At 70.2% G+C, this 24,035-nt stretch carries 26 protein-coding genes; 17 read left to right on the forward strand and 9 right to left on the reverse strand.

Features of this window, described 5'->3' with window-relative positions:
- Window positions 1-17 precede the first annotated feature (17 nt).
- Window positions 18-1,625 (forward strand): carboxyl transferase domain-containing protein, encoded by a 1,608-nt coding sequence (locus AC6CH0_RS17265; protein ID WP_498103114.1) that lies wholly within the window; start codon window positions 18-20, stop codon window positions 1,623-1,625.
- A gap of 6 nt (window positions 1,626-1,631) precedes the next feature.
- Here the strand turns inward: AC6CH0_RS17265 and AC6CH0_RS17270 are convergent, their stop codons facing one another.
- Complete coding sequence (locus AC6CH0_RS17270; protein WP_498103116.1) at window positions 1,632-2,357, reverse strand: MBL fold metallo-hydrolase; 726 nt, start codon at window positions 2,355-2,357, stop codon at window positions 1,632-1,634.
- Between the two features lie 94 nt (window positions 2,358-2,451).
- Here AC6CH0_RS17270 and AC6CH0_RS17275 point away from each other — a divergent pair, with 94 nt between their 5' ends.
- The 8 genes from AC6CH0_RS17275 (at window position 2,452) to AC6CH0_RS17310 (ending at window position 11,420) form a co-directional block, all read left to right on the forward strand.
- The gene (locus tag AC6CH0_RS17275) at window positions 2,452-3,018 is read left to right on the forward strand and encodes a TetR/AcrR family transcriptional regulator (RefSeq protein ID WP_498103118.1); all 567 of its coding nucleotides are present in this window, start codon (window positions 2,452-2,454) and stop codon (window positions 3,016-3,018) included.
- 212 nt (window positions 3,019-3,230) lie between these two features.
- Complete coding sequence (locus tag AC6CH0_RS17280) at window positions 3,231-4,007, forward strand: electron transfer flavoprotein subunit beta/FixA family protein (RefSeq protein ID WP_498103120.1); 777 nt, start codon at window positions 3,231-3,233, stop codon at window positions 4,005-4,007.
- Between the two features lie 10 nt (window positions 4,008-4,017).
- On the forward strand, window positions 4,018-5,004 hold the full coding sequence (locus AC6CH0_RS17285) for an electron transfer flavoprotein subunit alpha/FixB family protein (RefSeq protein ID WP_498103122.1): 987 nt from the start codon (window positions 4,018-4,020) through the stop codon (window positions 5,002-5,004).
- A 3-nt stretch (window positions 5,005-5,007) separates the two neighbouring features.
- On the forward strand, window positions 5,008-6,651 hold the full coding sequence (locus tag AC6CH0_RS17290; RefSeq protein WP_498103124.1) for a cytochrome b/b6 domain-containing protein: 1,644 nt from the start codon (window positions 5,008-5,010) through the stop codon (window positions 6,649-6,651).
- 142 nt (window positions 6,652-6,793) lie between these two features.
- Window positions 6,794-8,872 (forward strand): acetyl/propionyl/methylcrotonyl-CoA carboxylase subunit alpha, encoded by a 2,079-nt coding sequence (locus AC6CH0_RS17295; protein ID WP_498103126.1) that lies wholly within the window; start codon window positions 6,794-6,796, stop codon window positions 8,870-8,872.
- An 8-nt stretch (window positions 8,873-8,880) separates the two neighbouring features.
- Complete coding sequence (locus AC6CH0_RS17300; protein ID WP_498103128.1) at window positions 8,881-10,041, forward strand: acyl-CoA dehydrogenase family protein; 1,161 nt, start codon at window positions 8,881-8,883, stop codon at window positions 10,039-10,041.
- 9 nt (window positions 10,042-10,050) lie between these two features.
- The gene (locus AC6CH0_RS17305) at window positions 10,051-10,608 is read left to right on the forward strand and encodes a MaoC family dehydratase (protein ID WP_498103130.1); all 558 of its coding nucleotides are present in this window, start codon (window positions 10,051-10,053) and stop codon (window positions 10,606-10,608) included.
- Entirely contained in the window at window positions 10,605-11,420 is an 816-nt protein-coding gene (locus AC6CH0_RS17310; RefSeq protein WP_498103132.1) for an HpcH/HpaI aldolase/citrate lyase family protein, read from the forward strand. The genes AC6CH0_RS17305 and AC6CH0_RS17310 overlap by 4 nt, the downstream gene beginning before the upstream one ends.
- An 82-nt stretch (window positions 11,421-11,502) precedes the next feature.
- Here the strand turns inward: AC6CH0_RS17310 and AC6CH0_RS17315 are convergent, their stop codons facing one another.
- Genes AC6CH0_RS17315 through AC6CH0_RS17325 form a run of 3 tightly spaced genes read right to left on the reverse strand, consistent with a single transcriptional unit; the run spans window position 11,503 to window position 14,004 of the window.
- Window positions 11,503-12,297, reverse strand: coding sequence for an ABC transporter permease subunit (locus AC6CH0_RS17315; protein ID WP_498103134.1), 795 nt, complete (start codon window positions 12,295-12,297; stop codon window positions 11,503-11,505).
- A complete protein-coding gene (locus AC6CH0_RS17320; RefSeq protein ID WP_498103136.1) occupies window positions 12,294-13,229 on the reverse strand; it encodes an ABC transporter ATP-binding protein in 936 nt (311 codons plus the stop codon). Before AC6CH0_RS17320 ends, AC6CH0_RS17315 begins: the two co-directional genes overlap by 4 nt.
- A 49-nt stretch (window positions 13,230-13,278) precedes the next feature.
- Window positions 13,279-14,004 (reverse strand): TetR/AcrR family transcriptional regulator, encoded by a 726-nt coding sequence (locus AC6CH0_RS17325; protein WP_498103138.1) that lies wholly within the window; start codon window positions 14,002-14,004, stop codon window positions 13,279-13,281.
- 167 nt (window positions 14,005-14,171) lie between these two features.
- Here AC6CH0_RS17325 and AC6CH0_RS17330 point away from each other — a divergent pair, with 167 nt between their 5' ends.
- Genes AC6CH0_RS17330 through AC6CH0_RS17340 form a run of 3 tightly spaced genes read left to right on the forward strand, consistent with a single transcriptional unit; the run spans window position 14,172 to window position 17,311 of the window.
- On the forward strand, window positions 14,172-15,233 hold the full coding sequence (locus AC6CH0_RS17330; RefSeq protein ID WP_498103140.1) for an aldo/keto reductase: 1,062 nt from the start codon (window positions 14,172-14,174) through the stop codon (window positions 15,231-15,233).
- Window positions 15,234-15,286: 53 nt separating this feature from the next.
- Window positions 15,287-16,672, forward strand: a complete 1,386-nt coding sequence (locus tag AC6CH0_RS17335; RefSeq protein WP_498103142.1) for a M16 family metallopeptidase — start codon at window positions 15,287-15,289, stop codon at window positions 16,670-16,672.
- A gap of 36 nt (window positions 16,673-16,708) precedes the next feature.
- On the forward strand, window positions 16,709-17,311 hold the full coding sequence (locus tag AC6CH0_RS17340; RefSeq protein WP_498103144.1) for a histidine phosphatase family protein: 603 nt from the start codon (window positions 16,709-16,711) through the stop codon (window positions 17,309-17,311).
- Window positions 17,312-17,362: 51 nt separating this feature from the next.
- Here AC6CH0_RS17340 and AC6CH0_RS17345 read toward each other — a convergent pair whose 3' ends face one another.
- Window positions 17,363-17,845, reverse strand: coding sequence for a GNAT family N-acetyltransferase (locus AC6CH0_RS17345; RefSeq protein ID WP_498103146.1), 483 nt, complete (start codon window positions 17,843-17,845; stop codon window positions 17,363-17,365).
- 93 nt (window positions 17,846-17,938) lie between these two features.
- On the opposite strand from AC6CH0_RS17345, the gene dapB reads away from it, so the two are divergent.
- Both dapB and AC6CH0_RS17355 read left to right on the forward strand, forming a co-directional pair.
- Complete coding sequence (dapB, locus tag AC6CH0_RS17350) at window positions 17,939-18,691, forward strand: 4-hydroxy-tetrahydrodipicolinate reductase (RefSeq protein ID WP_498103148.1); 753 nt, start codon at window positions 17,939-17,941, stop codon at window positions 18,689-18,691.
- On the forward strand, window positions 18,688-19,128 hold the full coding sequence (locus tag AC6CH0_RS17355) for a hypothetical protein (protein WP_498103150.1): 441 nt from the start codon (window positions 18,688-18,690) through the stop codon (window positions 19,126-19,128). Before dapB ends, AC6CH0_RS17355 begins: the two co-directional genes overlap by 4 nt.
- A 66-nt stretch (window positions 19,129-19,194) precedes the next feature.
- On the opposite strand, the gene AC6CH0_RS17360 is transcribed toward AC6CH0_RS17355, so the two are convergent.
- The 4 genes from AC6CH0_RS17360 to AC6CH0_RS17375 are packed head-to-tail and all read right to left on the reverse strand — an operon-like array spanning window position 19,195 to window position 21,505.
- Entirely contained in the window at window positions 19,195-20,097 is a 903-nt protein-coding gene (locus AC6CH0_RS17360) for a TIGR01777 family oxidoreductase (protein ID WP_498103152.1), read from the reverse strand.
- A 3-nt stretch (window positions 20,098-20,100) separates the two neighbouring features.
- The gene (locus tag AC6CH0_RS17365; protein ID WP_498103154.1) at window positions 20,101-20,526 is read right to left on the reverse strand and encodes an OsmC family peroxiredoxin; all 426 of its coding nucleotides are present in this window, start codon (window positions 20,524-20,526) and stop codon (window positions 20,101-20,103) included.
- Window positions 20,527-20,580: 54 nt separating this feature from the next.
- Window positions 20,581-21,081, reverse strand: coding sequence for a DUF4395 domain-containing protein (locus AC6CH0_RS17370; RefSeq protein WP_498103155.1), 501 nt, complete (start codon window positions 21,079-21,081; stop codon window positions 20,581-20,583).
- A complete protein-coding gene (locus tag AC6CH0_RS17375; RefSeq protein ID WP_498103157.1) occupies window positions 21,065-21,505 on the reverse strand; it encodes a thioredoxin family protein in 441 nt (146 codons plus the stop codon). The genes AC6CH0_RS17370 and AC6CH0_RS17375 overlap by 17 nt, the downstream gene beginning before the upstream one ends.
- 134 nt (window positions 21,506-21,639) lie before the next feature.
- On the opposite strand from AC6CH0_RS17375, the gene AC6CH0_RS17380 reads away from it, so the two are divergent.
- From AC6CH0_RS17380 to dapA, 3 genes are read left to right on the forward strand one after another with little or no spacing between them, the layout of a single operon-like run.
- Window positions 21,640-22,449 carry a thymidylate synthase gene (locus tag AC6CH0_RS17380; protein WP_498103159.1) on the forward strand — a complete coding sequence of 270 codons (810 nt, stop codon included), beginning with the start codon at window positions 21,640-21,642 and terminating at the stop codon, window positions 22,447-22,449.
- Window positions 22,446-22,955 (forward strand): dihydrofolate reductase, encoded by a 510-nt coding sequence (locus AC6CH0_RS17385; RefSeq protein ID WP_498103161.1) that lies wholly within the window; start codon window positions 22,446-22,448, stop codon window positions 22,953-22,955. The genes AC6CH0_RS17380 and AC6CH0_RS17385 overlap by 4 nt, the downstream gene beginning before the upstream one ends.
- A gap of 48 nt (window positions 22,956-23,003) precedes the next feature.
- Complete coding sequence (dapA, locus tag AC6CH0_RS17390) at window positions 23,004-23,978, forward strand: 4-hydroxy-tetrahydrodipicolinate synthase (protein ID WP_498103163.1); 975 nt, start codon at window positions 23,004-23,006, stop codon at window positions 23,976-23,978.
- The last annotated feature ends 57 nt before the right edge of the window (window positions 23,979-24,035 follow it).

Consider the following 24,035-nt stretch of genomic DNA (forward strand, 5'->3'; position numbering starts at 1 on the left):
GCTCGAAGGCGAAGCGAATGGGCACTCTCCACAGCGGCATCGATCCCGTCGGTGAAACGGCGCGCGCGAACGCCGCGGCGCACGCGGCACTCGTGCGCGAACTCCGCGAGAAGGTGGCCGCAGCGGCGGCCGGCGGCCCGGTGGCGTCCCGTGATCGCCATGTCGCCCGCGGCAAGCTGCTCCCGCGCGACCGGGTCGCCCGGCTGCTCGACGACGGCAGCCCGTTCCTCGAGCTGTCACCGCTCGCGGCGGATGGCCTGTACGGCGGGGATTCGCCGGGTGCCGGCATCATCACCGGCGTCGGCCTCGTGCACGGGCGACCCGTGCTCGTCGTCTGCAACGACGCCACCGTCAAGGGCGGCACGTACTACCCGATGACCGTCAAGAAGCACCTGCGCGCGCAGGAGGTCGCGAAGGAGCACCGGCTCCCGTGCATCTACCTCGTCGATTCCGGCGGTGCGTTCCTGCCTCTGCAAGACGAGGTGTTCCCCGACCGAGAGCACTTCGGTCGCATCTTCTTCAACCAGGCCCAGCTCTCCTCGATGCGCATCCCGCAGCTCGCTGCGGTGCTCGGCTCGTGCACGGCCGGCGGCGCCTACGTGCCGGCGATGAGCGACGAGACGGTCATCGTGCGTGAACAGGGCACCATCTTCCTCGGCGGGCCGCCGCTCGTGAAGGCGGCGATCGGCGAGGTCGTGACTCCCGAAGAGCTCGGCGGCGGAGAGCTGCACTCGCGGGTCTCGGGCGTCACCGACCACCTCGCCGACGACGACGAGCACGCCCTCGAGCTCGTGCGCGACATGGTGGCGACCCTTCCCGCTCTGGCGCCGCGAGCCTGGCCGGTGCGCGAGCCGCGGCCCCCTGCCGTCGACCCGGCGGGCCTCACCTCGGTCGTGCCCGTCGACGTGCAGCAGCCCTACGATGTGCGCGAGGTCATCGCTCGACTCGTCGACGCGAGCGAGTTCAGCGAGTTCAAACGCGAGTACGGCGACACGCTCGTGACGGGCTTCGCGCACATCGACGGCCACCCAGTCGGGATCATCGCCAACAACGGCGTCCTGTTCAGCGAGTCCGCGATGAAGGGAGCGCACTTCATCGAGCTCTGCGACCAGCGCGGCATCCCGCTGCTGTTCCTGCAGAACATCTCGGGCTTCATGGTCGGCCGCGATGCCGAAGCCGGGGGCATCGCGAAGCACGGGGCGAAGATGGTCACCGCGGTCGCGACGACCCGGGTTCCGAAGTTCACGGTCGTGATCGGTGGATCGTTCGGTGCCGGCAACTACTCGATGTGCGGTCGGGCGTACTCCCCGCGGTTCCTCTGGATGTGGCCGAATGCGCGCATCTCGGTGATGGGCGGTGAGCAGGCGGCATCCGTGCTCTCGACCGTCAAGCGCGATCAGCTCGCGGTGAAGGGCGAAGGCTGGCCGGATGCCGCGGAGCAGGCCTTCAAGGCGCCGATCCGCACCCAGTACGACGAGCAGGGGAGTCCGTACCACTCCACTGCGCGGCTCTGGGATGACGGCATCATCGCCCCCGATGACACCCGCACCGTGCTCGCACTGGCGCTCGAGCTCGCGAGTCGCACGCCGCTGCCCGAGCCGGCGTTCGGCCTCTTCAGGATGTGAGCCGGCTCACGAGCCCGATCTCGCCGCCGCCGCGCTGACCTCGCGCACCGCTTCGTCGACCCCGCGGTTCCACGGTGAGCCGTGGCCGGGCAGCACCCAGGTGGCGTCGAGGCCCTCGAGACGGCGGAGCGACACCAGGGCCATGGCCGGGTCGTCGGTGAACGGTGCCGGCTGCGGGCCTTTCGCGCCGGTGAGTACGTGCCGCGTGGTGAGTGCATCGCCGACGAAGACGGCGTCGGCGATCGGAACGTGGATCGCGATGCTGCCCGCGGAGTGACCGGGCAATCCGATCACCCGCGGTGCGCCCGGGAGGTCGAGCACCTCGCCGTCGTGCACGGCGACCACTTCGGTCAGCGCCGTCGTGCGCAGCCCGTTCTTCCGTAGTGCATACCAGAGGAATCGCGAGGTCGGGCCGATCTTGAGCCGACCCCATTCGGGCTTCGAGGTCGCTTCGCCGCGGGCACGCGCCGCGTCGGCCTCGTGCACGTAGACGGGTACGCCGTGCTCGCGGTGCAGCCGCTCGGCGAAGCCGATGTGGTCGGTGTCGCCGTGGGTCAGCACCACGCCGCGGATGTCGGCGAGTGTTCGACCCATCGCCTGGAGCTCGGTGACGAGCTCTCGCCAGTGGCCGGCGAGGCCCGCGTCGATGACGGTCACCCCCTCGGGCGCGTCGATGAGGTAGACGGCCACGATGTCGGAGCCGATGCGGTGGAGGGATGGGCCGAGTTTCAACTGGTTCCTTGCGGTTGCGGGTGGGGCGCGATCGATGGCTATGATACATAGCCATCATGGCTATGGTCAATAGCTTAGGATCGAGCCGGAGGACATGATGCCCGCACCCGACCGCACCTCGCTCGCCGAGATCGTCGACGCCGCACGCTCCCTGCTCGAATCCGGCGGTCTCTCGGGTCTCACGATGCAGGCCGTCGCGGATCGGGTCGGCGTGCGCGCTCCCTCGCTCTACAAGCGGGTGCGCGATCGGAGCGAGCTGGTCTCGCTCGTCGCCGAGGCCACTATCCGCGAACTCGGCGAGCGGCTCGCTGTCGCCGCCGCGCCCGAGCCGGATCCGCGACGAGCCCTGTCGGCACTCGCGCGAGCGGCGCGGTCGTTCGCGCACGAGCGTCCGGTCGCGTTCGGCCTCGTGTTCGCCCCGGGCACCGAGGTCGACCTCGATACCGAGTCGCTCGCGCGGGCGAGCGCCACGATGATCCGCGTCGCGGCCGAGCTCGCGGGCGAGGATCGAGCGCTCGACGCGGCGCGCACGGTGACCGCCTGGCTGAACGGGTTCGTCGGCATGGAGCTCTCGGGCGCATTCCGCCTCGGTGGTGAGGTCGATCGGGCGTTCGAGTTCGGCATTGCGATCCTCACGGACGCGCTGTCGCTGCGTGCGTGAGCAGCATGTCGGGCCTTGCCATTACAGTTAGTCGGAACTAACATCGAATCCAGTTAGTGCTCACTAACTGTGAGCGCATGACACGACGTCGCAGGTGGTGCGGTTCGGTGGTGCTGAGTGCGGTCCCAACAGGTGCCGCCTGAACCTCGCGACCAGCTCGACGGAAATCGGTGTGCGCCGCGGCTCACCGGCAGAGGAAAGGACCCTGTCCGATGAAGATCATCGTCCTCGTCAAGGAGGTCCCCGACACGTACGGGGAGCGCAGACTCGACCTCGAGACGGCACTGGCCGATCGTGCTGCCAGCGAAGCGGTGCTCGACGAGATCAGCGAGCGGGCCCTCGAAGTGGCACTCGCCCATGCCGACTCGCGCGACGATGCGGAGATCGTGATCCTCTCGATGGCGCCCGAGAGCGCCGCTGCGACGATCCGCAAGGGTCTGGCGATGGGGGCGGCATCCGCCGTGCAGGTCGCCGACCCCGCCCTCGCCGGCGCCGACCTCGGCCTGACGGCCCGCGTGCTCGCGGCCGCGATCCGCCGAACCGGGTTCGACCTCGTCATCACCGGCAACCTCTCGACCGACGGCAGCGGCGGCGTACTCCCCGCGATGCTGGCCGAACTGCTCGACGTGCCGAACGCCACCTCCCTCTCGTCGGTCGAGATCGCGGCCGACTCGGTATCCGGCATTCGGAACACCGACGACAGCACGATGCGCGTCCATGCCGCACTGCCCGCCGTCATCTCGATCACCGAGGCGCTCCCGACCGCTCGCTTCCCGAACTTCAAGGGCATCATGGCAGCGAAGAAGAAGCCGTTCGAGACCCTGAGCCTGGCCGATCTCGGCATCGAGCCGCACGATTTCTCGGTCGCGATGTCGATCATGACCGCCGTCGCCGAGCGGCCCCCGCGCGCGGCCGGCGTCAAGGTCACCGATGACGGCGATGGCGGCACGAAGATCGCCGAGTACCTGATCGAGAACCGGCTCGTCTGAGAGGAAGACCATGCCCGACTACCCTGCAGACTCGATTCTCGTGCTCCTCGAGACCTCGGCGAACGGCGAGCTCGCGACGAGTGCGGCCGGTGTCCTCGGCGCGGCTTCGCTCGTCGGCACGCCCGTGGCGCTCATTGTCGTCGCGTCGGGCAAGGCGCAGCCGATCGCCGAGCAGGCTGCGGCCGCCGGAGCCGCGCGAGTTCTGGTCGTCGAGATGAACACGACACAGCCCCAGCTCACGATCCCGCAGGTCGACGCGCTCGTGGCTGCCGTGGCGGCCGTCGACCCGCACGCTGTGCTCATCTCGAACTCGATCGACGGTCGCGACATCGCAGGCCGCCTCGCGGCCCGTGTGAGCGCCCCGATCGCCGTCGACGCGATCGGCGTCTCGCGCGACGACGAGGGCATCGTCGCCCACCACTCCGTCTACGGCGGTGCGTACAGCGTCGACTCGGCGGCGACCTTCGGGCCGCTCGTGGTGACTGTGCGCCGTGGCGTGATCGAAGCTCGCGCCGAGGCGCAGCCGGTTGCGCTCGAGACGCTCGAGGTGCAGGCCTCGGGTGCGGCGTCCGCGACCGTCGAGTCGGTCGAGGCGGTGACCGAGACATCGAGTCGGCCCGAACTGCGAGGAGCGACGAGGGTCGTCTCAGGTGGTCGCGGCCTGGGCTCCGTCGAGAAGTTCGCCCTCGTCGAGGAGCTCGCCGACGCGCTGGGCGCCGCCGTCGGCGCATCGCGCGCCGCAGTCGACGCCGGCTACATCCCGGTGAGTCACCAGGTGGGGCAGACCGGCGTCTCGGTCTCGCCGCAGCTGTACATCGCGCTCGGCATCTCGGGTGCGATCCAGCACCGCGCCGGCATGCAGACCGCCAAGCACATCGTTGCCGTGAACAAAGACCCCGACGCTCCGATCTTCGAGGTCGCCGATCTCGGCGTCGTCGGCGACGTGTTCACGGTGGTGCCGCAGCTGATCAGCGCGCTCGCCGAGCGGAAGCGGTGACCGGTGGCCAACCATACGGGCAAGCTGCGCAGCGGACTGCCTCGACAACGCGGCGGTGACGCCTGGCCGCCGCCCGGCGACGCGTCTGGTGACCTCGACGCTGCGCCGGTCGAGCCCTCCACGTCCGCCGCTGCGGCGGATGCGGCGGTTGCGGCGGCCCCGGTTGCGTCGATGCCGGCGGCTCCTGCCGTCGTCGCCTCGGCGCCGCCTTCGCGCCGTCGAAGCGGCCTTCCGCGGGTGGCCGGCGGTCGGTCGTGGCCGGAGGCCGCTGAGGCGCCCGATGCGGTGAACATCGAGGTGACGGATGCTGCGGCCGCGGTCGTCACGCAGCCCACGAACGTCGGCGAGACGACGCAGTTGCCCGCTCCTCCGAAGCCCGCCGCACCACAGCCCGCCCCGGCTCCGGTGCCGGCACCGGCTTCGCACGGTGCGGTTCGCCGCGGGCTGCCGCGCGTCGCCGGGGGAGACCCGTGGCCGTCGTCGCCGGTCGCGCCGGCAGCCGTATCCATAGCCGCCCCCGCGCCGGTCGCAACGCCCGCCGCCGCCCCCGCGCCGGTCGCCGCCCGGGTGCCGGCCGCTCCGTCTCCCGCGGTTGCCATCGCCCCGGCAACAGCGCCGCCCTCAGTCGCGCCCCCCGCCACAGGCGCTGCGGCAGCCGCACCGACGCCTCCGAGGGCCCCCGTGCAGCCCACGTCCGAGGCGGTGACCCGAGCGAGCACTCACGAGGAATCCGGTGTGAAGCGGTACGGGCCACTCACCCGAACGCAGTGGCTCGGGGCATCCGTCGTCGGCATTCTCGCGGTCATCGGCGCCGCGACCGTCGTCGTGCAGCTCACGCGTTGGTTCATCGGGCTGGACTTCATGCAGGACTTCCTCGCGACGTACCCCGGCGAGACGCATCTCCCCGAGGGAGCGCCGGTGGGTCTGCCGGCGTGGCTCGGCTGGCAGCATTTCTTCAACGCCTTCCTCATCGTGCTCATCATCCGCTCGGGCCTGCAGGTGCGCACCGAGAAGCGGCCGGCGGCCTACTGGACGCCGCGGTGGTCGAAGGGAGGGCAGGGCAAGATCAGCCTGAACCTCTGGTTCCACCAGGCTCTCGACATCCTGTGGCTGGTGAACGGCATCGTCTTCGTCGTCCTCCTGTTCGCGACCGGCCAGTGGATGCGCGTCGTGCCGACGAGTTGGGAGTTCATCCCGAACGCGGCCTCGGCCGGGCTGCAGTACCTGTCGCTGAACTGGCCGCTCGAGAACGGATGGGTCAACTACAACAGCCTCCAGGTGCTCGCGTACTTCGCGACGATCTTCATCGCGGCGCCGCTCGCCGCGCTGACCGGCGTGCGTATGTCGGGGCTGTGGCCGAAGAACGCGACGACGCTCAACCGGGTCTATCCCGTCGAGTGGGCGCGCGCCGTGCACTTCCCGGTGATGCTGTACTTCGTCGCCTTCATCGCGGTGCACGTCGTTCTGGTCTTCACGACCGGCGCGCTCCGCAACCTGAACCACATGTACGCGGCTCGAGATGCCGATAACTGGCTGGGCTTCTGGATCTTCGTCGCCTCCCTCGTGGTGATCGCGGCGGCCTGGGTCGCAGCTCGGCCGATGGTGCTCGCCCCGATCGCAGGGGTGTTCGGCAAGGTCGGCCGCTAGCCCGCAACCGACCCGTGGTCGGCCGGGAATTCGAGACCGGGTGCCTGCGCGAGCGCTTGTCATTTCAGTTAGCGACCGCTAACATCTATTCCAGTTAGTGCGCGTTAACTGGACGCGCGGGCAACGTCGCAGAGAGGCGCGGATGGTCACGCTCATGAGCTCGCCCGATCGTGCATCGGAGCCGACGCCGCGCGCCGAGGCGTCGCGCCCCTTCGAGCGAGTGCTCGTCGCCAACCGGGGCGAGATCGCCGTTCGCGTCATCCGCACGCTGCGCCGCCTCGGCATCCACTCGATCGCCGTCTACTCCGATGCCGATGCCGACGCACCGCACGTCCGGCTCGCCGACGAGGCCGTGCGCATCGGGCCGGCGCCCGCGATCGAGAGCTACCTCGACCCCGAGCGCATCATCGGCGCAGCTCTCGAGACCGGTGCCGAGGCCGTGCATCCGGGCTACGGGTTCCTCTCGGAACATGCCGGCTTCGCCCGGGCCTGCCGCGCCGCCGGACTGGTGTTCGTGGGCCCCGGCATCGAGGCGCTCGACGTCATGGGTGACAAGATCCGCGCGAAGCAACACGTCGAGGGGTCGGGAGTGCCGACGGTGCCGGGCATCGCGGACCCGTCGCTCGACGATGCCGCGCTGCTCGCCACGGCCGGCCCGGTCGGCTTCCCCGTGCTCGTGAAGCCATCGGCGGGCGGCGGCGGCAAGGGCATGCAGGTCGCGCGCGATGCCGAGGAGCTCGCCGCTGCGCTTCCCGCCGCCCGCCGCATCGCGCTCGCCGCCTTCGGCGACGACACGCTGCTGATCGAGCGGCTCATCGAGCGGCCCCGCCACATCGAGGTGCAGGTGCTCGCCGATGCGCACGGCGCCGTGGTGCACCTCGGCGAACGCGAGTGCTCCCTGCAGCGCCGGCACCAGAAGGTCATCGAGGAATCGCCCTCACCACTGCTCGACGCCGCGACGCGGTCGCGCATCGGCAAGGCCGCTTGCGATGCGGCTCGCAGCGTCGACTACCTGGGTGCAGGCACCGTCGAGTTCCTGGTGTCGGATGTCGCGCCCGACGAGTTCTTCTTCATCGAGATGAACACCCGGCTCCAGGTCGAGCATCCCGTGACGGAGCTCGTCACCGGTGTCGACCTCGTGGAGCAGCAGCTTCGCATCGCCTCGGGCGAGCCGCTCGCCTTCACGCAGGAGCAGATCCAGCTGCACGGGCACGCGATCGAGGCTCGCGTCTACGCGGAGACCCCGCACCGCGGCTTCCTGCCGTCGACGGGCGAGGTGCTCGCCTGGCGGGCTCCGGCGGGCGAGGGCGTACGGGTCGACGCCGGCATCGCCGAGCAGCTCGAGATCTCTGCCCACTACGACCCGATGATCGCCAAGGTGATCGCATTCGGTTCCGACCGCTCGCAGGCCCTCGATCGCCTCGACCGCGCGCTCGCCGACACCGTCGTGCTCGGCGTCGACACGAACATCGCCTTCCTCCGGCGCCTGCTCGCCGAGCCCGCGGTGCGCGCGGGCGAGCTCGATACCGGACTCATCGATCGGATGCCCGAGGTCGACCACGCCGAGCTGTCGCCGGCGTTGCTCGATGCGGCTGCGCGCCGGTTCGCCTCTGCAGAGGTCGCCGACCGGCTCGCGTCGACCGGGGCAGGGCCGAACGCCTGGCAGTCGGCCACCGGCTGGCGCCCGGGATCCGTGCGCCCAGCCGTCGTACTGCTCGCCCCGCGCGACCATCCGCACGAGGCGCACGCGGTCGAGGTGGAGCCCGGTGACGGTCCGCCCGCCCACCCCGGCGAGACGGTCGTGCGGGTCGGCGACGACGGTTCGGTGTGGGTGCACCGCGATGGCGCGTCGGCCTCCTTCGTGCGCATCGATCGTCGGGCGCACGCCGAGCACCGCCGCGCCGCGACCGAACGCGGAGGCGGCCTCGCCGCCGACCCCGAACTGCGAGCGCCCATGCCGGGAACCGTCACGGCGGTGTTCGCCGTGGACGGCGACACCGTCGAGGCGGGCGACGCCATCGTCGCCATCGAGGCGATGAAGATGGAGCATCGCGTCGTCGCCGCCCTCGCGGGCACCGTGCGGCTCAGCGTCGGGGTCGGCGATCTCGTCGGTCGCGACCAGGCGGTCGCACGCATCGAGCCGCACCACGACGCATCCGAACCAGAGTCGACCGACGGCCCTCACGAGGGCGCCGTCGCGCACGCATCCCACCAGGAATGAGGAACACCATGCACGACCTGAGCCCCGAGGAACTGCAGCTGTACGAGATGGTCTGCGAGTTCGCCGACACGGTGGTCGCCCCGCAGTCGTATGAGGCCGACCGCACGCACACCCTGTCGATGGACGTCGTCGCCCAGATGGGCGAACTCGGCCTCTTCGGCCTGCCGTTCCCCGAGGAGTACGGGGGCCAGGGCGGCGACTACATGGCGCTCGGGCTCGCGATCGAAGCCCTCGCCCGTGTCGACCAGTCCATCGCGATCACCCTCGAGGCAGCCGTAGGGCTGGGCACCATGCCGATCTACCGTCACGGAACCGAGGAGCAGAAGGCCGAACACCTGCCCGACCTCGTGGCCGGACGCGCGCTCGGCGGCTTCGGCCTCACGGAATCCGAGGCCGGGTCCGATGCCGGCGCCACGCGCACGACGGCGGTGCTCGACGGCGACGAGTGGGTCATCAACGGCTCGAAGCAGTTCATCACCAACTCGGGCACGCCGATCACGAAGTTCGTCACCGTCACCGCCGTGACGGGTGAGCGGACGCGACCCGACGGCTCGGTCTCGAAAGAGCTGTCGACGATCATCGTGCCGAACGGCACGCCCGGGTTCACCGTTGCGCCGGGGTACGACAAGTCGGGTTGGCGCGCCTCCGACACACACCCGCTGACGTTCGACGACGTGCGGGTGCCCTCCGCCAACCTGCTCGGCGAACGGGGCCGCGGCTTCGCCAACTTCCTGCGCACCCTCGACGAGGGGCGCGTCGCGATCGCCGCCCTTGCGACCGGCGTGGCACAGGGGTGCCTCGACGAGGCACTCGCCTACGCGAAGACGCGCAACGTCTTCGGCGTGCCGATCGCCTCCCACCAGTACATCGCCTTCACGATCGCGCAGATGCAGGCACGCGTCTACACCTCACGCCTCGCCTGGCACGACGCCGCTCGGCGCGTCGACGCGGGCCTCCCGTTCAAGAAGGAGGCCGCGATGGCGAAGCTCGTCTCGAGCGACGCCGCCATGCTCAACTCCCGCGATGCCACCCAGATCTTCGGCGGCATGGGGTTCATGAACGAAAGCCTCGTGGCCAGGCACTACCGTGACTCGAAGATCCTCGAGATCGGCGAGGGCACGAACGAGGTGCAGCTCATGGTCATCGCGCGTGAGCTCGGACTCGACTAGGAGGTCGCCATGACGGATGTCCCGATGCGCGAGGTCGTGGAGCGCGGCCTCTGGTTCGAGGAGTTCGAGCCCGGCACACGGTACCTGCATCGCCCCGGGCGCACGGTGACCGAGGCCGACAACGTGTTGTTCACCACGCTGACGATGAACACGCAGGCCCTGCACCTCGATGCCGCGTGGGCCGCGACCCAGCCCTTCGGCCAGCGGCTCGTGAACTCGATGTTCACGCTCGCCACCATCGTGGGGGCCTCCGTCGCACAGCTCACGCAGGGCACGATCGTCGCCAACCTCGGCTTCACCGAGGTCGGCTTTCCCGCGCCGCTCTTCCACGGCGACACGCTCTACAGCGAGAGCCTCATCATCGAGACGCGGCCGTCGGCGTCTCGGCCCGGGCAGGGCATCGTGACGGTGCGCCACACGGGTCGCAACCAAGACGGCGTCGAGGTGGCCCATGCCACGCGCTCAGTGCTCGTGTGGTTCCGAGAGGCGGGGGAGCGCCAGGCAACGATCGCCGATGCCGGGGCCACGGCCGCGGGCCGCGCCTCCGATGCGGCGGTGAACGGATGACGCATCCGCCGTTCCGTTTCGGCCCGGCCCTGCTCTTCTGCCCGGCCGACCGGCCCGATCGCTACGCGAAGGCGCTGGAGCGCGCCGACGCGGTGATCCTCGACCTCGAAGACGCGGTCGGCGAGGACGCGAAGCCCCGCGCCCGGCGCACGCTGGTCGAGACCTCCCTCGATCCCGAACGGGTCATCGTGCGGGTGAATCCGGCATCGACCGCCCATCTCGCCGATGATCTGGCGGCCATCGCCCAGACCGAGTACCGCACCGTGATGCTCGCGAAGTGCGAGGGCACCGCCGACCTCGTCGATCTCGGCGGCTTCGAGGTCATTGCACTGTGCGAGACGGCGAGAGGCGTCCTCGCGTCGAACGACATCGCGGCGATTCCGAACGTCGCCGCGCTCATGTGGGGTGCTGAAGACCTCGTGGCGTCGCTCGGGGGTTCTTCGAGCCGGTTCGCCGACGGCCGGTACCGCGATGTCGCGAGGCATGCCAGGTCCCAGGTGTGCCTCGCGGCGGCCGCGCACGACATCGCCGTGGTCGACACCGTGCATCTCGAGATCGGCGACATCGACGGGCTGCAGGCCGAGGCCGAAGATGCCGTGGCCTTGGGCTTCGCGGCGACGGCGTGCATCCATCCGACCCAGGTCGAGGTGGTTCGCGCCGCCTATCGGCCCGACGAGCATCGACTCGAATGGGCGCGGGCGGTCACCGCCGCGGCGGAGGAGCAGGCGGGCGTCTTCACCTTTCGCGGCGAGATGGTCGATGCGCCGGTGCTCCGGCAGGCCGCGGCGCTGCTCCGTCGAGCCGTTTCCTGACGCGCCGCGGAGACACCCGAGACCCGAACAGACCGAGGGATGCCGCGGCGCGAAATGCGGCATCCCTCGTCTGGGCCGTGGTTCAGACGGTCAGGTCGCGCCGCCGGAAGACGAGCCAACCGGCGACGAGGAAGAGGGCCGTCCCTGCGAACAGCAGCCAGATGTGCCAGTCCCACCCGTTCGTGAGCGGATCGGTGCTGAATGCCCACGAGTACGGCGACCATTCGTGCAGCCAGGCGAGGTCGCCGGTCTGGTTGCCGAGCGCGTTCATCACGTAGCCCAGCACGGCGATGCCCGATCCCGCCGCGAGTGCCCAGCTCCGGCGGCCCGCGACTGCGCCCACCAGGATCGCTGCCGACGCCGACAGGGACGTGAGGCCGACCAGGGCCGCCGCCGTCGCGACGAGCGGCGCGAACTCGATGCCGAGCTCGGCGCTGTCGTTGAGCGCGCTGACGAGCGCGACCGCGACGAGCCCCAGCCAGGCGAGCTTGACGAACACCGCTGCACTGCGTTCGCCGAGGAGTTGGCCTCGGGTCACGCCGTGCGCGATCGTCAGCTCGAGCTGCCCGTTCTCCTCGTCGTTCGCGATCGCGCCGGTACCCCAGGCGACGCTCGCGATCGTGAGCAGCACGAAACCGATGAGCGCGAAGAAGGTCGATTGCGTGTAGCCCGCGCCGGTGCCGATCGCGTCGTAGCCGAGCGTCTTCACCAGCTCGGGCGGCATCGAGTCGATCATGCCCTGCAACTGGCCGTTGCCGCCGAGCGACGGGAACAGGGGCAGGTACAGCAGCAGTGCGGCCGCAACGCCCGCCGTCCACCCGAGAAGACCACGCCAGGAGTCGGCGAGACTGCGCCGGAACAGGGGGAGCGCGCTCATCGTTCGACCTCCGCACCGGAGTAGAGGCCGAGCACCGCTTGCTCGAGATCGGGTTCTTCGATCGTCAGGTCGATGAGTTCGTGCCTGCCGACGGCCTTCACGAAGGTGTCGACGTGCGCGTCGAGCTGCGCTTCGAACGCGGCAGCGCCGGGGCGGTCGTCGCTACGGCGCACGCCCGTGATGCCGGGCAGCTGCTCGAGGGTGGCGTCGACCGAAGTTGCCGAGGACTCGGGCACGATGATGCGAACACGGCGCACCGCCGTCTCGCGGAGCCGCGCGACCGTCGAGACCTGGACGATCCGCCCGGCGCGCAGCACCGCGACCTCGTCGGCGGCCTGCTGGATCTCGCTCAGCACGTGAGAGCTGAGGAACACGGTCTGCCCGCGCTCCTTCGCCTCTCGCAGCATCGTCAGGAACTCTTGCTGGACGAGCGGGTCCAGCCCGCTCGTCGGTTCGTCGAGCACGAGCAGCTCGGGCTCGTGCATGAAGGCCTGCACGAGCCCGAGCTTCTGCTTGTTGCCCTTCGAGAGGCTGCGCACCGGACGGCCGAGCTCGAGCCCGAGGCGCTCGGCCAGGGATTCGACGACGCCGCGGCGCACGGGTCCCGAGATCTCGGCGTAGTGGGCGAGGAACTCGCGTCCGCGTGCCCGGGTTGCGAGATGCAGTTCGCCCGGCAGGTATCCGATGCGACGGCGAAGCGCAGCACCGCCGTCGCGCGGCGACTCGCCGAGTACGCGCAGTTCGCCGCCGTTCGGGCGGATGATGTCGAGCAGCAGGCGCATGGTCGTCGTCTTGCCGGCGCCGTTCGGGCCGATGACACCGAAGACGCTGCCGCGCGCGATGTCGAGGTCGATGCCGTGGAGCGCGGTCCGCGATCCATAGCGCTTGATGAGCCCGCGGGTCGTGACGGCGGGCGAGGTGAGTGCGGTCATTCCGGTCCTGTTCGAGTCGAGTGGTCGACGGACACCGGTCACGGCGCCGTCAGGGGGAGCGTTCGGGCTCGGTGGTCGGTGGATCCGGATCCTGATTGGGATTTCCGGGGCCCTTGTCGGACCGCAGGGTGCCACTCGTCTCGACGGTGCCCTCGAGCGCGCTGCGGGCGGCGTCGAGCAGGCTCGAGTCGGCGTACAGCCCGTGCGTGTAGAGCTCGAGGGTCGGCAGGGTCATTCGCCGGATGCCGGCCGCGCTCGTCATCGGCGAGCCGAGCACTCGCGTGAGCTGCTCACGGAGCAGGAGCGGTGCGAGTCCGTTGAGGGTGATCATGATCGCGCGCATCTCGGGGTCGGCGCTCGGCAGCATGGTGCCGTTCGCGACGCCATCGTCGATCATCGCGATGGTCTCGCGGAGGAGGCGATCGAAGAGCCGGTTGCCGCCGTCACCGCCTGCGGCGAGCATCGTCGCGAAGTAGTCGATGTACGGTCGGAACTGCTCGGGCTCGTCGAGCCACGAGCGCAGCGACTGGGCGACCGCCGGTGCCGAGCTCTTGGACTTCTCGCCCATGAGCTCGGCGACCAGCCACTCGTCGCAGGCCTGGCGCAGGCCGTCTTTCGATCCGAAGTGGTGGATGACGAGAGCAGCGCTGACGCCGGCATCGATCGCGATGTCGCGCACCGTCGTGCCGTCGTAGCCGTGCACGCCGAACCGGGCGACCGCGGCGTCGCGGATCCGTGCTGCCGCGGTGGCATCCTCGGCGGAGACTGAACGCATGTTCATAATGCTAAACAGTCGTTCAGTCGAGCGCAAGAGGCGAGCCGGGCGCCACGGCCACAGGACCCGCCGGTGCAAACGATTCGATAACAGTTCACCCGTCGTTCCGCGGATCCCATACCCCGAGCACGTATTCTCGGAGTCAATCCTGGGGAGGAGGGGAGAACATGGCACGACGACACGTGTATCAGGCGCACGCGGCGACCGGTGGCGCCCTGGCGTTCGCTGATGCGATGCACGATGCCGAGGTCTTCGACGCTCACCGCGTCGACGTCGTGACATCGAACCCGCTCTCAGGCCCCATCAGCGTTCCCCATCGCGTGCCGATCGGCGACAGCGGCATCGAGGTGCACCCGCTCGCGCTCGGGGGCAGCACCTTCGGCTGGACGCTCAGCACCGAGCAGGCATTCGAGGTGCTCGACCGCTTCGCCGGCATCGGCGGCTCGCTCATCGACACGGCCGACAGCTACGCAGCGGGCCGCAGCGAGTCGATCATCGGCAAGTGGATGTCCTCGCGCGGCACCCGCGACCGTGTGGCAGTGGCGACGAAGGTCGGACACCACCCCGATCACCGCGGGCTCGCGCCCGTCGACATCGCTGCGGCCGTCGACGACTCCCTGCTGCGCCTCGGCATCGAGCGCATCGATCTGCTGTACTTCCACGGCGATGACGCCGCTGTACCGCTCGAAGAGAGCCTCGGCGCCGTCGATGCCCTGATCTCCGCCGGGAAGGTGCGTGCCATCGGCGCCGCCGACTTCGCTCCCGAACGCCTCATCGAGGCGCGTGTGCTTGCGGCCAACGGACTGCCCCGATTCCAGGCGCTCACAACGAGGTACAACCTCATGGAACGACGCGTCTTCGAGGGCGCGCCCGAGCTCGTCGCGCACGCCCAGGGGCTCGCGGTGCTGCCCTACTTCGGCCTCGCGAACGGATTCCTCGGCGGGCAGGTGCGTCGCCGTGCCGACGTGCGCCACGACGCGCGAGGCGAACGTCAGGCACGATACCTCGGTCGGCGGGGGCACCGAGTGCTCGCCGCGGTCGACCAGGTGGCATTCGCCCACGGTGTTCAGCCGGCGACGATCGCCCTTGCATGGCTGCTCGCCAAACCGACGGTCGTCGCACCGGTCGTCAGTGCGAGCCGGCCCGAACAGGTCGACGCGCTGGTCGCAGCGGCATCCGTCGAGCTCCAGCGCTCCGAGATCGTCGAACTCGACCGCGCCTCCGACTGACCACGGCCGAGCCGGCCGAGCATTCGCGACGCACGTGGCATAGGCTGATCCGGATGAACGGCGCTGTCGACCTCCCACTCGGCCAAGCCGAACTCTCCTTCACAGCCGCAGGCGACGCGCGAGTTCGGCGCAGCGTGCTCCCATCGGGAGTGCGGGTGCTGAGCGAACAGGTGCCGGGCAGCCGCAGCGCGACCATCGGCTTCTGGGTCGCCGTCGGGTCGCGAGACGAACAGCGAGCGGATGCCGCGCACCTCGCCACGTACGGTTCGACCCACTTCCTCGAGCACTTGCTGTTCAAGGGCACGACGACGCGTTCAGCCTTCGACATCGCCATCTCCTTCGACGCGGTCGGCGGCGAGCACAACGCCCTCACCGCCAAGGAGTACACCTGCTACTACGCGAAGGTGCAGGACCGCGACCTCCCGATGGCGGTCGCCGTGCTCGCCGACATGTTCACCTCATCCCTCCTCGACGCCGACGAGTTCGAGAGCGAACGCGGCGTGATCCTCGAAGAGCTCTCGATGGCGGGCGACGACCCGGGCGACGTCGCGAACGAGCGCTTCTTCGAAGCGGTGCTCGGTGCGCACCCGCTCGGCCGGCCGATCGGCGGCAGCCCCGAGACGATTCGCGCCGCCACCCGCGACGGGGTGTGGGAGCACTACCGGGCGAACTACCGCCCGCAAGATCTCGTCGTGACGGTCGCCGGAGCGGTCGACCACGATCTGCTGCTCGCCGAACTCGATCGAGCGCTCGCGTTCGCCGGATGGGACCCGGCGGCACCGGGCGCACCGGTCGAGCGGCGGTCGGTCGCCCCCGCCGCGCTCGAGGCGGGCCCCGCCGTCACGGTCGTCTCGCGTCCCACCGAGCAGGTCAATCTGCTGCTCGGCGTTCCCGGACTCGTCGCGACCGACGATCGACGCCCGACGATGAGCGTGCTGAACGCGATCTTCGGCTCGGGTATGTCCTCCCGACTGTTCCAGCAGGTGCGCGAACGCCGCGGCCTCGCCTACTCGGTCTACTCCTTCGCGCCGGGCTACTCCGATGCAGGCCTCTTCGGCATGTACGCGGGCTGCGCTCCGACGAAGGCCGGCACCGTCGCGGCACTCATGCGCGACGAGCTCGAGCGCCTCGCCGAGCACGGCGTCACCGCCGATGAACTCAGGCGAGCCTCCGGCCAGCTCGCCGGGGCATCGGCGCTCGCACTCGAAGACTCCGACACGAGGATGTCGCGGCTCGGCCGGGCCGAATTGACCCTCGGGGAGTTCGTCGACCTCGATGAGGCCTTGCGCCGCATCGCACTCGTCACGGCCGGCGACGTGCAACGTCTCGCCGGCGACCTCGCCTCCCGCCCGTTCTCGCTCGTCGCCGTCGGTGCGATCGAGGATTCGGTCTTCACCGGGGCGGCCGACGCGGTCGCCGCGAGCTCCGACGTCGCCTGACGGCGGCACCAGCCCCGCACCAGAGGAACCGATACCGTGGCCCACCATCTCTACCTCGTCCGGCACGGCGAGCAGCTCGACGCCGAGCACGGCTTGCCCGACGGCCCGCTGTCTCCGCGCGGCCGACGTCAGGCCGAGCTCCTCGCCGAACGCCTCGGCGGCGTGCCGTTCGACAACGCCTGGCACTCGCCCCTGCAACGCGCCACCGAGACGGCGAAGATCATCGCGGCGAAGATGCCGGCGCTGAATCCCGAGCCGTCGGCCCTGCTCTTCGACTGCATTCCATCGGGTCCTGCCCCCGAGACGCCGAAGGCCTACGACCCCTTCTTCGGGTCCGTGACCGAGGCCGAGATCGAGGCCGGCAGTGCGCAGATGGCCGACGCGGCTGCCGAGTTCCTGCGTTCCCACCGGGAAGACCGGCACGACCTGCTCATCACCCACAACTTCGTGATCGCGTGGTTCGTGCGCGAAGTGCTGGGCGCGCCCGACTGGCGCTGGGTCTCGCTGAACCAGGCGAACTGCGCGCTCACCGTGCTCACGCAGAAGCCAGGTCGGCCGTGGAGCCTCGTCGCGCACAACGACATCGCCCACCTGCCTCCCGAGCTGCGCACCGGCCTGCCCGAGCCCTACGCGCTCTGACGGCGTGCGGTGACGCCGGTCGTCGCGAGACGAGCGACGTCGATCGCGGCATCAGTCGAGGCGCTTGCCGAACCAGTGGGTCGCGTTCGGGTTCTCGTTGTACGGCTCGATCTCGACGAAGCCGCTCGATCGGTAGAGCCGCCCCGCCGCCTCGAGGCTCGCATTCGTGTCGAGCACGAGCTCGCCCGCGCCGAACTCGACCGCACGACGTTCGAGTTGCTCGAGCAGGCGACGCCCCTCGCCGGAACCGCGTGCCGACGGAGCGAGCCAGAGGTGCTTCAGCTCGAAGCGAGCCGCAACCGACCTCGGGTGCGAGGGGATTCGCCGAACCCCGCCGCATCCGACGGCGGCATCGGACTCGTCGACCGCGATGACGAAGATACCCATCGGGGGAGTGAACTGCGCGGCGTCGGGCCAGGTCGGCCGGTACTCGCCCTGTGCCGCCGGAAAGCCGATCGCCCGTTCGGCGAAGTAGGCGCCGAGCAGCGCGTGCGCTTCGGCGTCGGTGACGGGGGCGTCTCGAAAGCGCAGCATGCTTCCACACTATGACGGTCGGACTCGCGGCGTGCGTCCGCGAGTGGAGGCCCGGCATCGGTGGCGCCGACGCACGCTTGCTAGGGTGAAGCCGTGACGATACGGGTCGCCGTGGCCGGAGCCACGGGCAAGATGGGTCAACTGGCGGTTCGGCTGATCGAAGAGGCCGACGACCTCGAACTCCACGCCGCACTCGACTCGCGATCGAGCCTCGACCTCATGCTGGGGGCCGACGTCGCACTCGACGTGACGCACCCCGGCGCGAGCGCCGAGATCGTCGAGTTCGCAGCCGGCGCCGGTATCCCGATCGTCGTCGGCACCTCGGGCTGGTCGAGCGATCGCATCGCCGACATCTCGGCGTTCGTGCGGGGCCACGCCGACGCAGGCGCGGTGCTGTTCGTTCCGAACTTCTCGATCGGCAGCGTGCTCGGCACGGCGTTCGCCGCGCTCGCCGCGCCGTACTTCGCCTCGATCGAGATCGTCGAGGCGCACCACGCGGCAAAGGTCGACTCGCCGTCGGGCACCGCCGTGCGCACGGCCGAACTGATCGGCGATGCCCGTGCGGCCGGCGGCCCGGTCGCTGCGCCGCATGCCGATCAGCGAGCCAGGGGCCAGCTGGTCAGCGGCGTGCCGGTGCACAGCCTGCGCATGGCGGGTGTCGCGGCCGAACAGCGGGTCGTCTTCGGCGGCGACGGCGAGACGCTGACCATCACCCATGCCACGTTGTCTCCCAGCTCGTACGAGACCGGCATCCTGCTCGCCCTGCGCAGCGCCCCCTCGGCGACCGGTGTGACGGTCGGGCTCGACAAGCTGCTCGATCTCGGACTGCCCGGCGCCACCCGATGACGACGAAGATCGGCGCGCTCATCATGGCCGCCCTCCTCGTGCTCTACATCGCGCTCGTCGGCTGGCGCGCGGTGCAGTTCATGGCGACCGGTGAGCCCATCGCGATCGCCATGGGCATCGCGCTCGTCGTGCTGCCGGTCATCGCCGTCTGGGCGCTCTGGCGCGAACTGTCGTTCGGCGTGCGATCGCACGAGCTGGTCAAGCGTCTCGATGCCGAGGGCGGGCTCGACCTGGGGCTCCCCCTGCTGCCGAGCGGCAAGCCCGAACGAAGCGCCGCGCGGGCCGAGCTCGACGCCTTCAGCACGGCCGCCGATGCAGAGCCGGCATCGTGGCGCGCGGCTCTGCGCCTCGGGCTCGCATACGACGCCGCCGGCGACCGGCGCGCCGCTCGCCAGGCGGTCCGACGGGCGATCGAACTGGAGCGGGCCGAGCGCTGAGCCGGTCTCCACGGCACGGCAGGTCGCGCAGGCGCGCGCCGATCGTCGAGCTCCCCTCGCGGGCGCTCAGGCTGCAGCCGGCGGGCTGCTGAGCATCGCCTCGAGCGCCGACTCCACGGTGGCATGCCGGAACCGGTAGCCGTCGTCGATGAGGCGTTGCGGTCGAACCTTCTGGCTCGAGAGCAGCAGCTCGTCTGCGGCCCGGCCGAGGGCGAGTTCGAGCAGGCGTTCGGGGACGCCGAACGCGTACGGACGGTGCATCCGCTCTGCCATCGCGCTCAGCACGCGATCGGCGGTGGCCGGAGTGGGACCCACGAGGTTCACCGGCCCCGACAACGATGAGTCGAGCAGGTGCACGAGCGCACCGACCTCGTCGTCGAGTGCGACCCACGGCCAGTGCTGGCCCCCCGTGCCGAGTCGGGCCGACACGCCGAGCCGGGTGAGTGTGCCGACACGTTTCAGTGCGCCGCCGTGCCCCACGACCACTCCCGTGCGAAAGGTGACCGTTCGGGTCTCTTCGGGAGCGAGCTGGGCGGCGGCCTCCCAGCGCCCGACGACCTCGGCGAGGAACCCGGTTCCCTGGCTGGAGTATTCCGTGAGGAGCTCGCCAGGGCGGTCGCCGTAGTATCCGACCGCCGACGCGTTGAGGAAGACCGGCGGCGCCCGTCGCGCCTTGCGCATGGCGTCGGCGAGCGTCCGCGTCGCCGTGATGCGCGAGTCGAGGATCTCGCCCTGGTACGACTTCGTCCACGGCAGGCGCGCCAGCGATGCGCCGGCGAGGTTCACGACCGCGTCGACGCGGTCCATGACGGTGAAGTCGATGATGCCGGCCGCGGGCGACCACGCCGCTTCGTCGGATCCGTGGGCGCGACGGCGAACGAGGCGCACCACGTCGTGCCCCTCGGCGGTCAGTACGCCGACGAGCGCGGTGCCGATGAATCCGGAGGCGCCGGCGACGAGGACCCGCATGGGTCAGGCGAGCTCGGCTTCGATCGTGATCGGGACTCCCGCGAGCGCCTGCGAGATGGGGCAGTTCTTCTTCGCGTCCTCTGCGAGTCCCTCGAACTGCTCTTCGGTGAGCCCCGGCACGCGTGCGCTCACGAGCAGGTGGCTGCCGAGCACCCCCTTGCCGGCCTCGAACGTGACGGCCGCCGTGGTCTGGATGCTCTCGGCGGGGGTGCCCGCCTGGGCGAGAGCGAGCGAGAGGGCCATCGAGAAGCACGAGGAGTGCGCGGCGGCGAGGAGTTCTTCGGGGTTGGTGGTGCCTGCGGTGCCCTCGGCGCGGGCCTTCCAGTTCACCGGAAAGCTGGCCAGGCCCGAGGAGTCGAGCGCGACATCGCCCGAACCTTCGAAGAGCGTGCCCTTCCAGACTGTGGTCGCTTCACTCGTGAGTGCCATGTCATCCTCCTCGTCGAACCGGGCTCCCAGCCTAGCGGCGAGCGCGGCCGCCGGTCAGATACCGGGAACGAGGCGGGCGCGAGTGAGCAGCAGGTAGATCTGGCAGCCGAGGCAGAAGTCGAACACCGCGTTCAGGAACGCCGCGACGAACGCGATCGCGGCGGCGATCGGCACGGCGTACTCGACGCCGATGAGCGCGAGGATGACGCCGGCGAGTGCCACGGCGAAGCCGATGCCCTGTGCGAAGGTCGGCGGTCGGGGGTCTTCGAGTTCGGCCGGAGGTGCGAGCCGCGGGCGCACGAGTCTCGCGAAGACCAGTCCGTAGGGGTGTCGCCGAATGCCGGCGAACGCGCCCCAAGCGAAGAGCAGGGCGATGGCGACGAGCAGCCAGAAGGCCGCCGAGGCGGCACCGGCGACGGAGAGCACCACGGTGGCCAGGAGCAGGGTCGCGGTGATCGCCGCGCCGAAGCGCGGACCGCGCGGGTCGATGCCCGTGCGTTCCGACGCGGCGGGGCGGTCGGCGGGGGCGTCGGCCGATTCACGAGGGGATGACATCTGGGCTCCTCAAGAGGTCGTCGAGGCGTTCACGTACTGCCGCGGCGCGCGGCAGGCCGGAGATGCGGGCGCGGACGACGCCCTCGCCGTCGAGCAGCAGGGTGGTCGGCGTCTCGGTGACCCGGAACCGGCCGGCGAGGTCGGGCCGATGCGTGAGGTCCACTTCGACATGGCTGGCGCCGTCGTGCTCGTGCGCGAGATGCGAGAGCAGCCGCCCGGCCGCCGGGCAGCGAGCGCAGAACTCGGTGCTGAATTGCACGAGCGTGGCTCGTGCACCGAAGGCGGCGACTCCGAGATCGGCCGGACGCACGACATCGCCCGAGCCGCGCTGCGCGACCCCTTGCCGCGAGCGCCACACGAGTCCGATCGCCGTCGTGGCGAGGAGCAGTGCGGCGCCGGTCGCGAGAGCGGTCAGCCAGTCCATGCGGTCGAGCGTACGCAGCACGCGGCCGTGGTCGGGCAGTGTGACCGCGGATGACGGGGGTATGCGGCATCCGTTCGTCGTGCAGCAGCGCGCGCTCCACCCCGATCTCGCCCGACGGGGTTAGCCTTGACGAGATGGCCGAGACGATTCCCACTCCGTACGAAGACCTGTTGCGCGACGTGCTCGAGCACGGCACGGTGAAGACCGATCGCACCGGCACCGGCACCCGAAGCGTGTTCGGCCGCCAATTGCGGTTCGACCTTTCGCAAGGGTTCCCGCTCGTCACGACGAAGCGCGTGCACTTCAAGTCGATCGCCTACGAGCTGCTGTGGTTCCTGCAGGGCTCGTCGAACGTGGGATGGCTGCGCGACCACGGCGTCACCATCTGGGACGAGTGGGCCGACGCTGCGGGCGAACTCGGACCCGTGTACGGCGTGCAGTGGCGTTCCTGGCCGACGCCGTCGGGCGAGACCATCGATCAGATCACGCAGGTCGTCGAGCAGATCCGTACGAACCCCGACTCGCGACGGCTCATCGTCTCGGCGTGGAACCCGGCCGACATCCCCGACATGGCGCTGGCGCCGTGCCACGCACTGTTCCAGTTCTACGTGGCCGACGGAAAGCTCTCGTGCCAGCTCTACCAGCGCAGCGCCGACCTGTTCCTCGGCGTGCCGTTCAACATCGCCTCGTACGCGCTGCTCACCCACATGATCGCGGCGCAGACAGGTCTCGAGGTGGGCGACTTCGTCTGGACCGGCGGTGACTGCCACATCTACGACAACCACGTCGAGCAGGTGACGGAGCAGCTCACGCGCGAGCCGTTCGCGCCGCCGAGGCTGAGACTGGCGCGCACGCCCCACTCGGTCCTCGACTACGAGTACGACGACTTCGTCGTCGAGGATTACCAGCACCACCCCCCGATCCGCGCTGCCGTCGCCGTATGAGCGCAGCACCGAAACTCGGTCTCGTCTGGGCCGAGGCGCATGGCGGCGTGATCGGGGCCGGGGGAGTGATGCCCTGGCACGTGCCCGAAGACCTCGCCCACTTCAAGGCGGTGACGCTCGGCAGCCCCGTCGTGATGGGGCGAAAGACCTGGGACTCGCTGCCCGAGCGCTTCCGCCCGCTGCCGGAGCGCGAGAACATCGTCGTGACCCGGAATCCCGCGTGGTCGGCCGACGGCGCCGTCCGCGCCGGGTCCATCGACGAGGCGCTGGCGTCGGCCGCGGCATCCGACCCCGAATGGATCTGGGTGATCGGCGGTGCCGAGCTCTTCGACCGGCTCATCGATCGGGCCGATCGCCTCGAGGTCACCGAACTCGACCTCGACGTTCCCGGCGACGCGTTCGCTCCCTCGATCGACCTGAGCTGGCGTCTCGCCGACACCGGGACCGCGGCCGCGGTCTCCCGTGCCGGCGTCGGGTACCTGTTCCGTCGCTATGAGCGCCCCTGAGGCTGCCGGTGACCCGCAGTGCGGGGGCGAACCGATACGCTGGAGGGCGTGACTTCTGAGAATCCCTTCGGACAAGTGCTCGTCGCGCTCGTCACGCCGATGACGGCGGACGGCGAGGTCGATTGGCCCGGAGTCGAGAAGCACATCGACGACGTCATCACGAACGGCGCCGACGGCATCGTGGTCACGGGCACGACGGGCGAGACGTCGACCCTCACCGACCCCGAGAAGATCCGCCTCGTCGAGGTCGGCAGAGACGTCGCCGCGGGGCGTGCGAAGATCATCACGGGTGGCGGGTCGAACGAGACCGCGCACGCGATCGAGCTCTACAAGCACAGCGAGCAGGCCGGCGCCGACGGCATCATGATCGTCACGCCGTACTACAACAAGCCCACCCAGGCGGGCATCCTCACGCACTTCCGCCTCGTGGCCGACGCGACCGACCTGCCCGTCATCCTCTACGACATCCCCGGGCGCACCGGCGTCCCGATCATGTACGAGACGATCATGCGGCTCGCGAAGCATCCGAACATCCTCGCCGTGAAAGACGCAAAGGGCGACTTCTCCGAGGTCAGCCGCGTGCTGAACCAGACCGATCTGCTCTACTTCTCGGGCGACGACGCGAACGTGCTGCCGCACCTCGCGATCGGCGCGACCGGGCTCATCGGCATCACGGCGAACATCGCGCCGGCGCCGTACCGCCAGATGATCGACGCGGTGAACGCCGGCGACCTCACCACGGCGACTGCCGCGCACCAGCAGCTCGAGCCGCTCGTACGTGCCGTGATGACGCACGTTCCCGGCACGGTCGCCGCGAAGTACATCCTGCACGGCCTCGGTCGCATCGGGAGCCCTCGCGTGCGCCTGCCGCTCGTCGGTCCCGAAGAGTGGGAGGCCGCGCTCATCGAAGACGAGATCGACCACGTCACGGGCATCCCGGGCGCCGACTTCCACAACTTCCGCCCCGATCGCAACGCCGCAGCCGGCGGCGCACTGCCGAAGGTGGCGGGTACGACCCGTTAGACCCCCGCGCGAGTCCGCTCGCGCCACGAGGCATCCGCGGCCGCGAGTGGTCGCACT

This window comes from Agromyces sp. GQ35 (assembly GCF_059758475.1).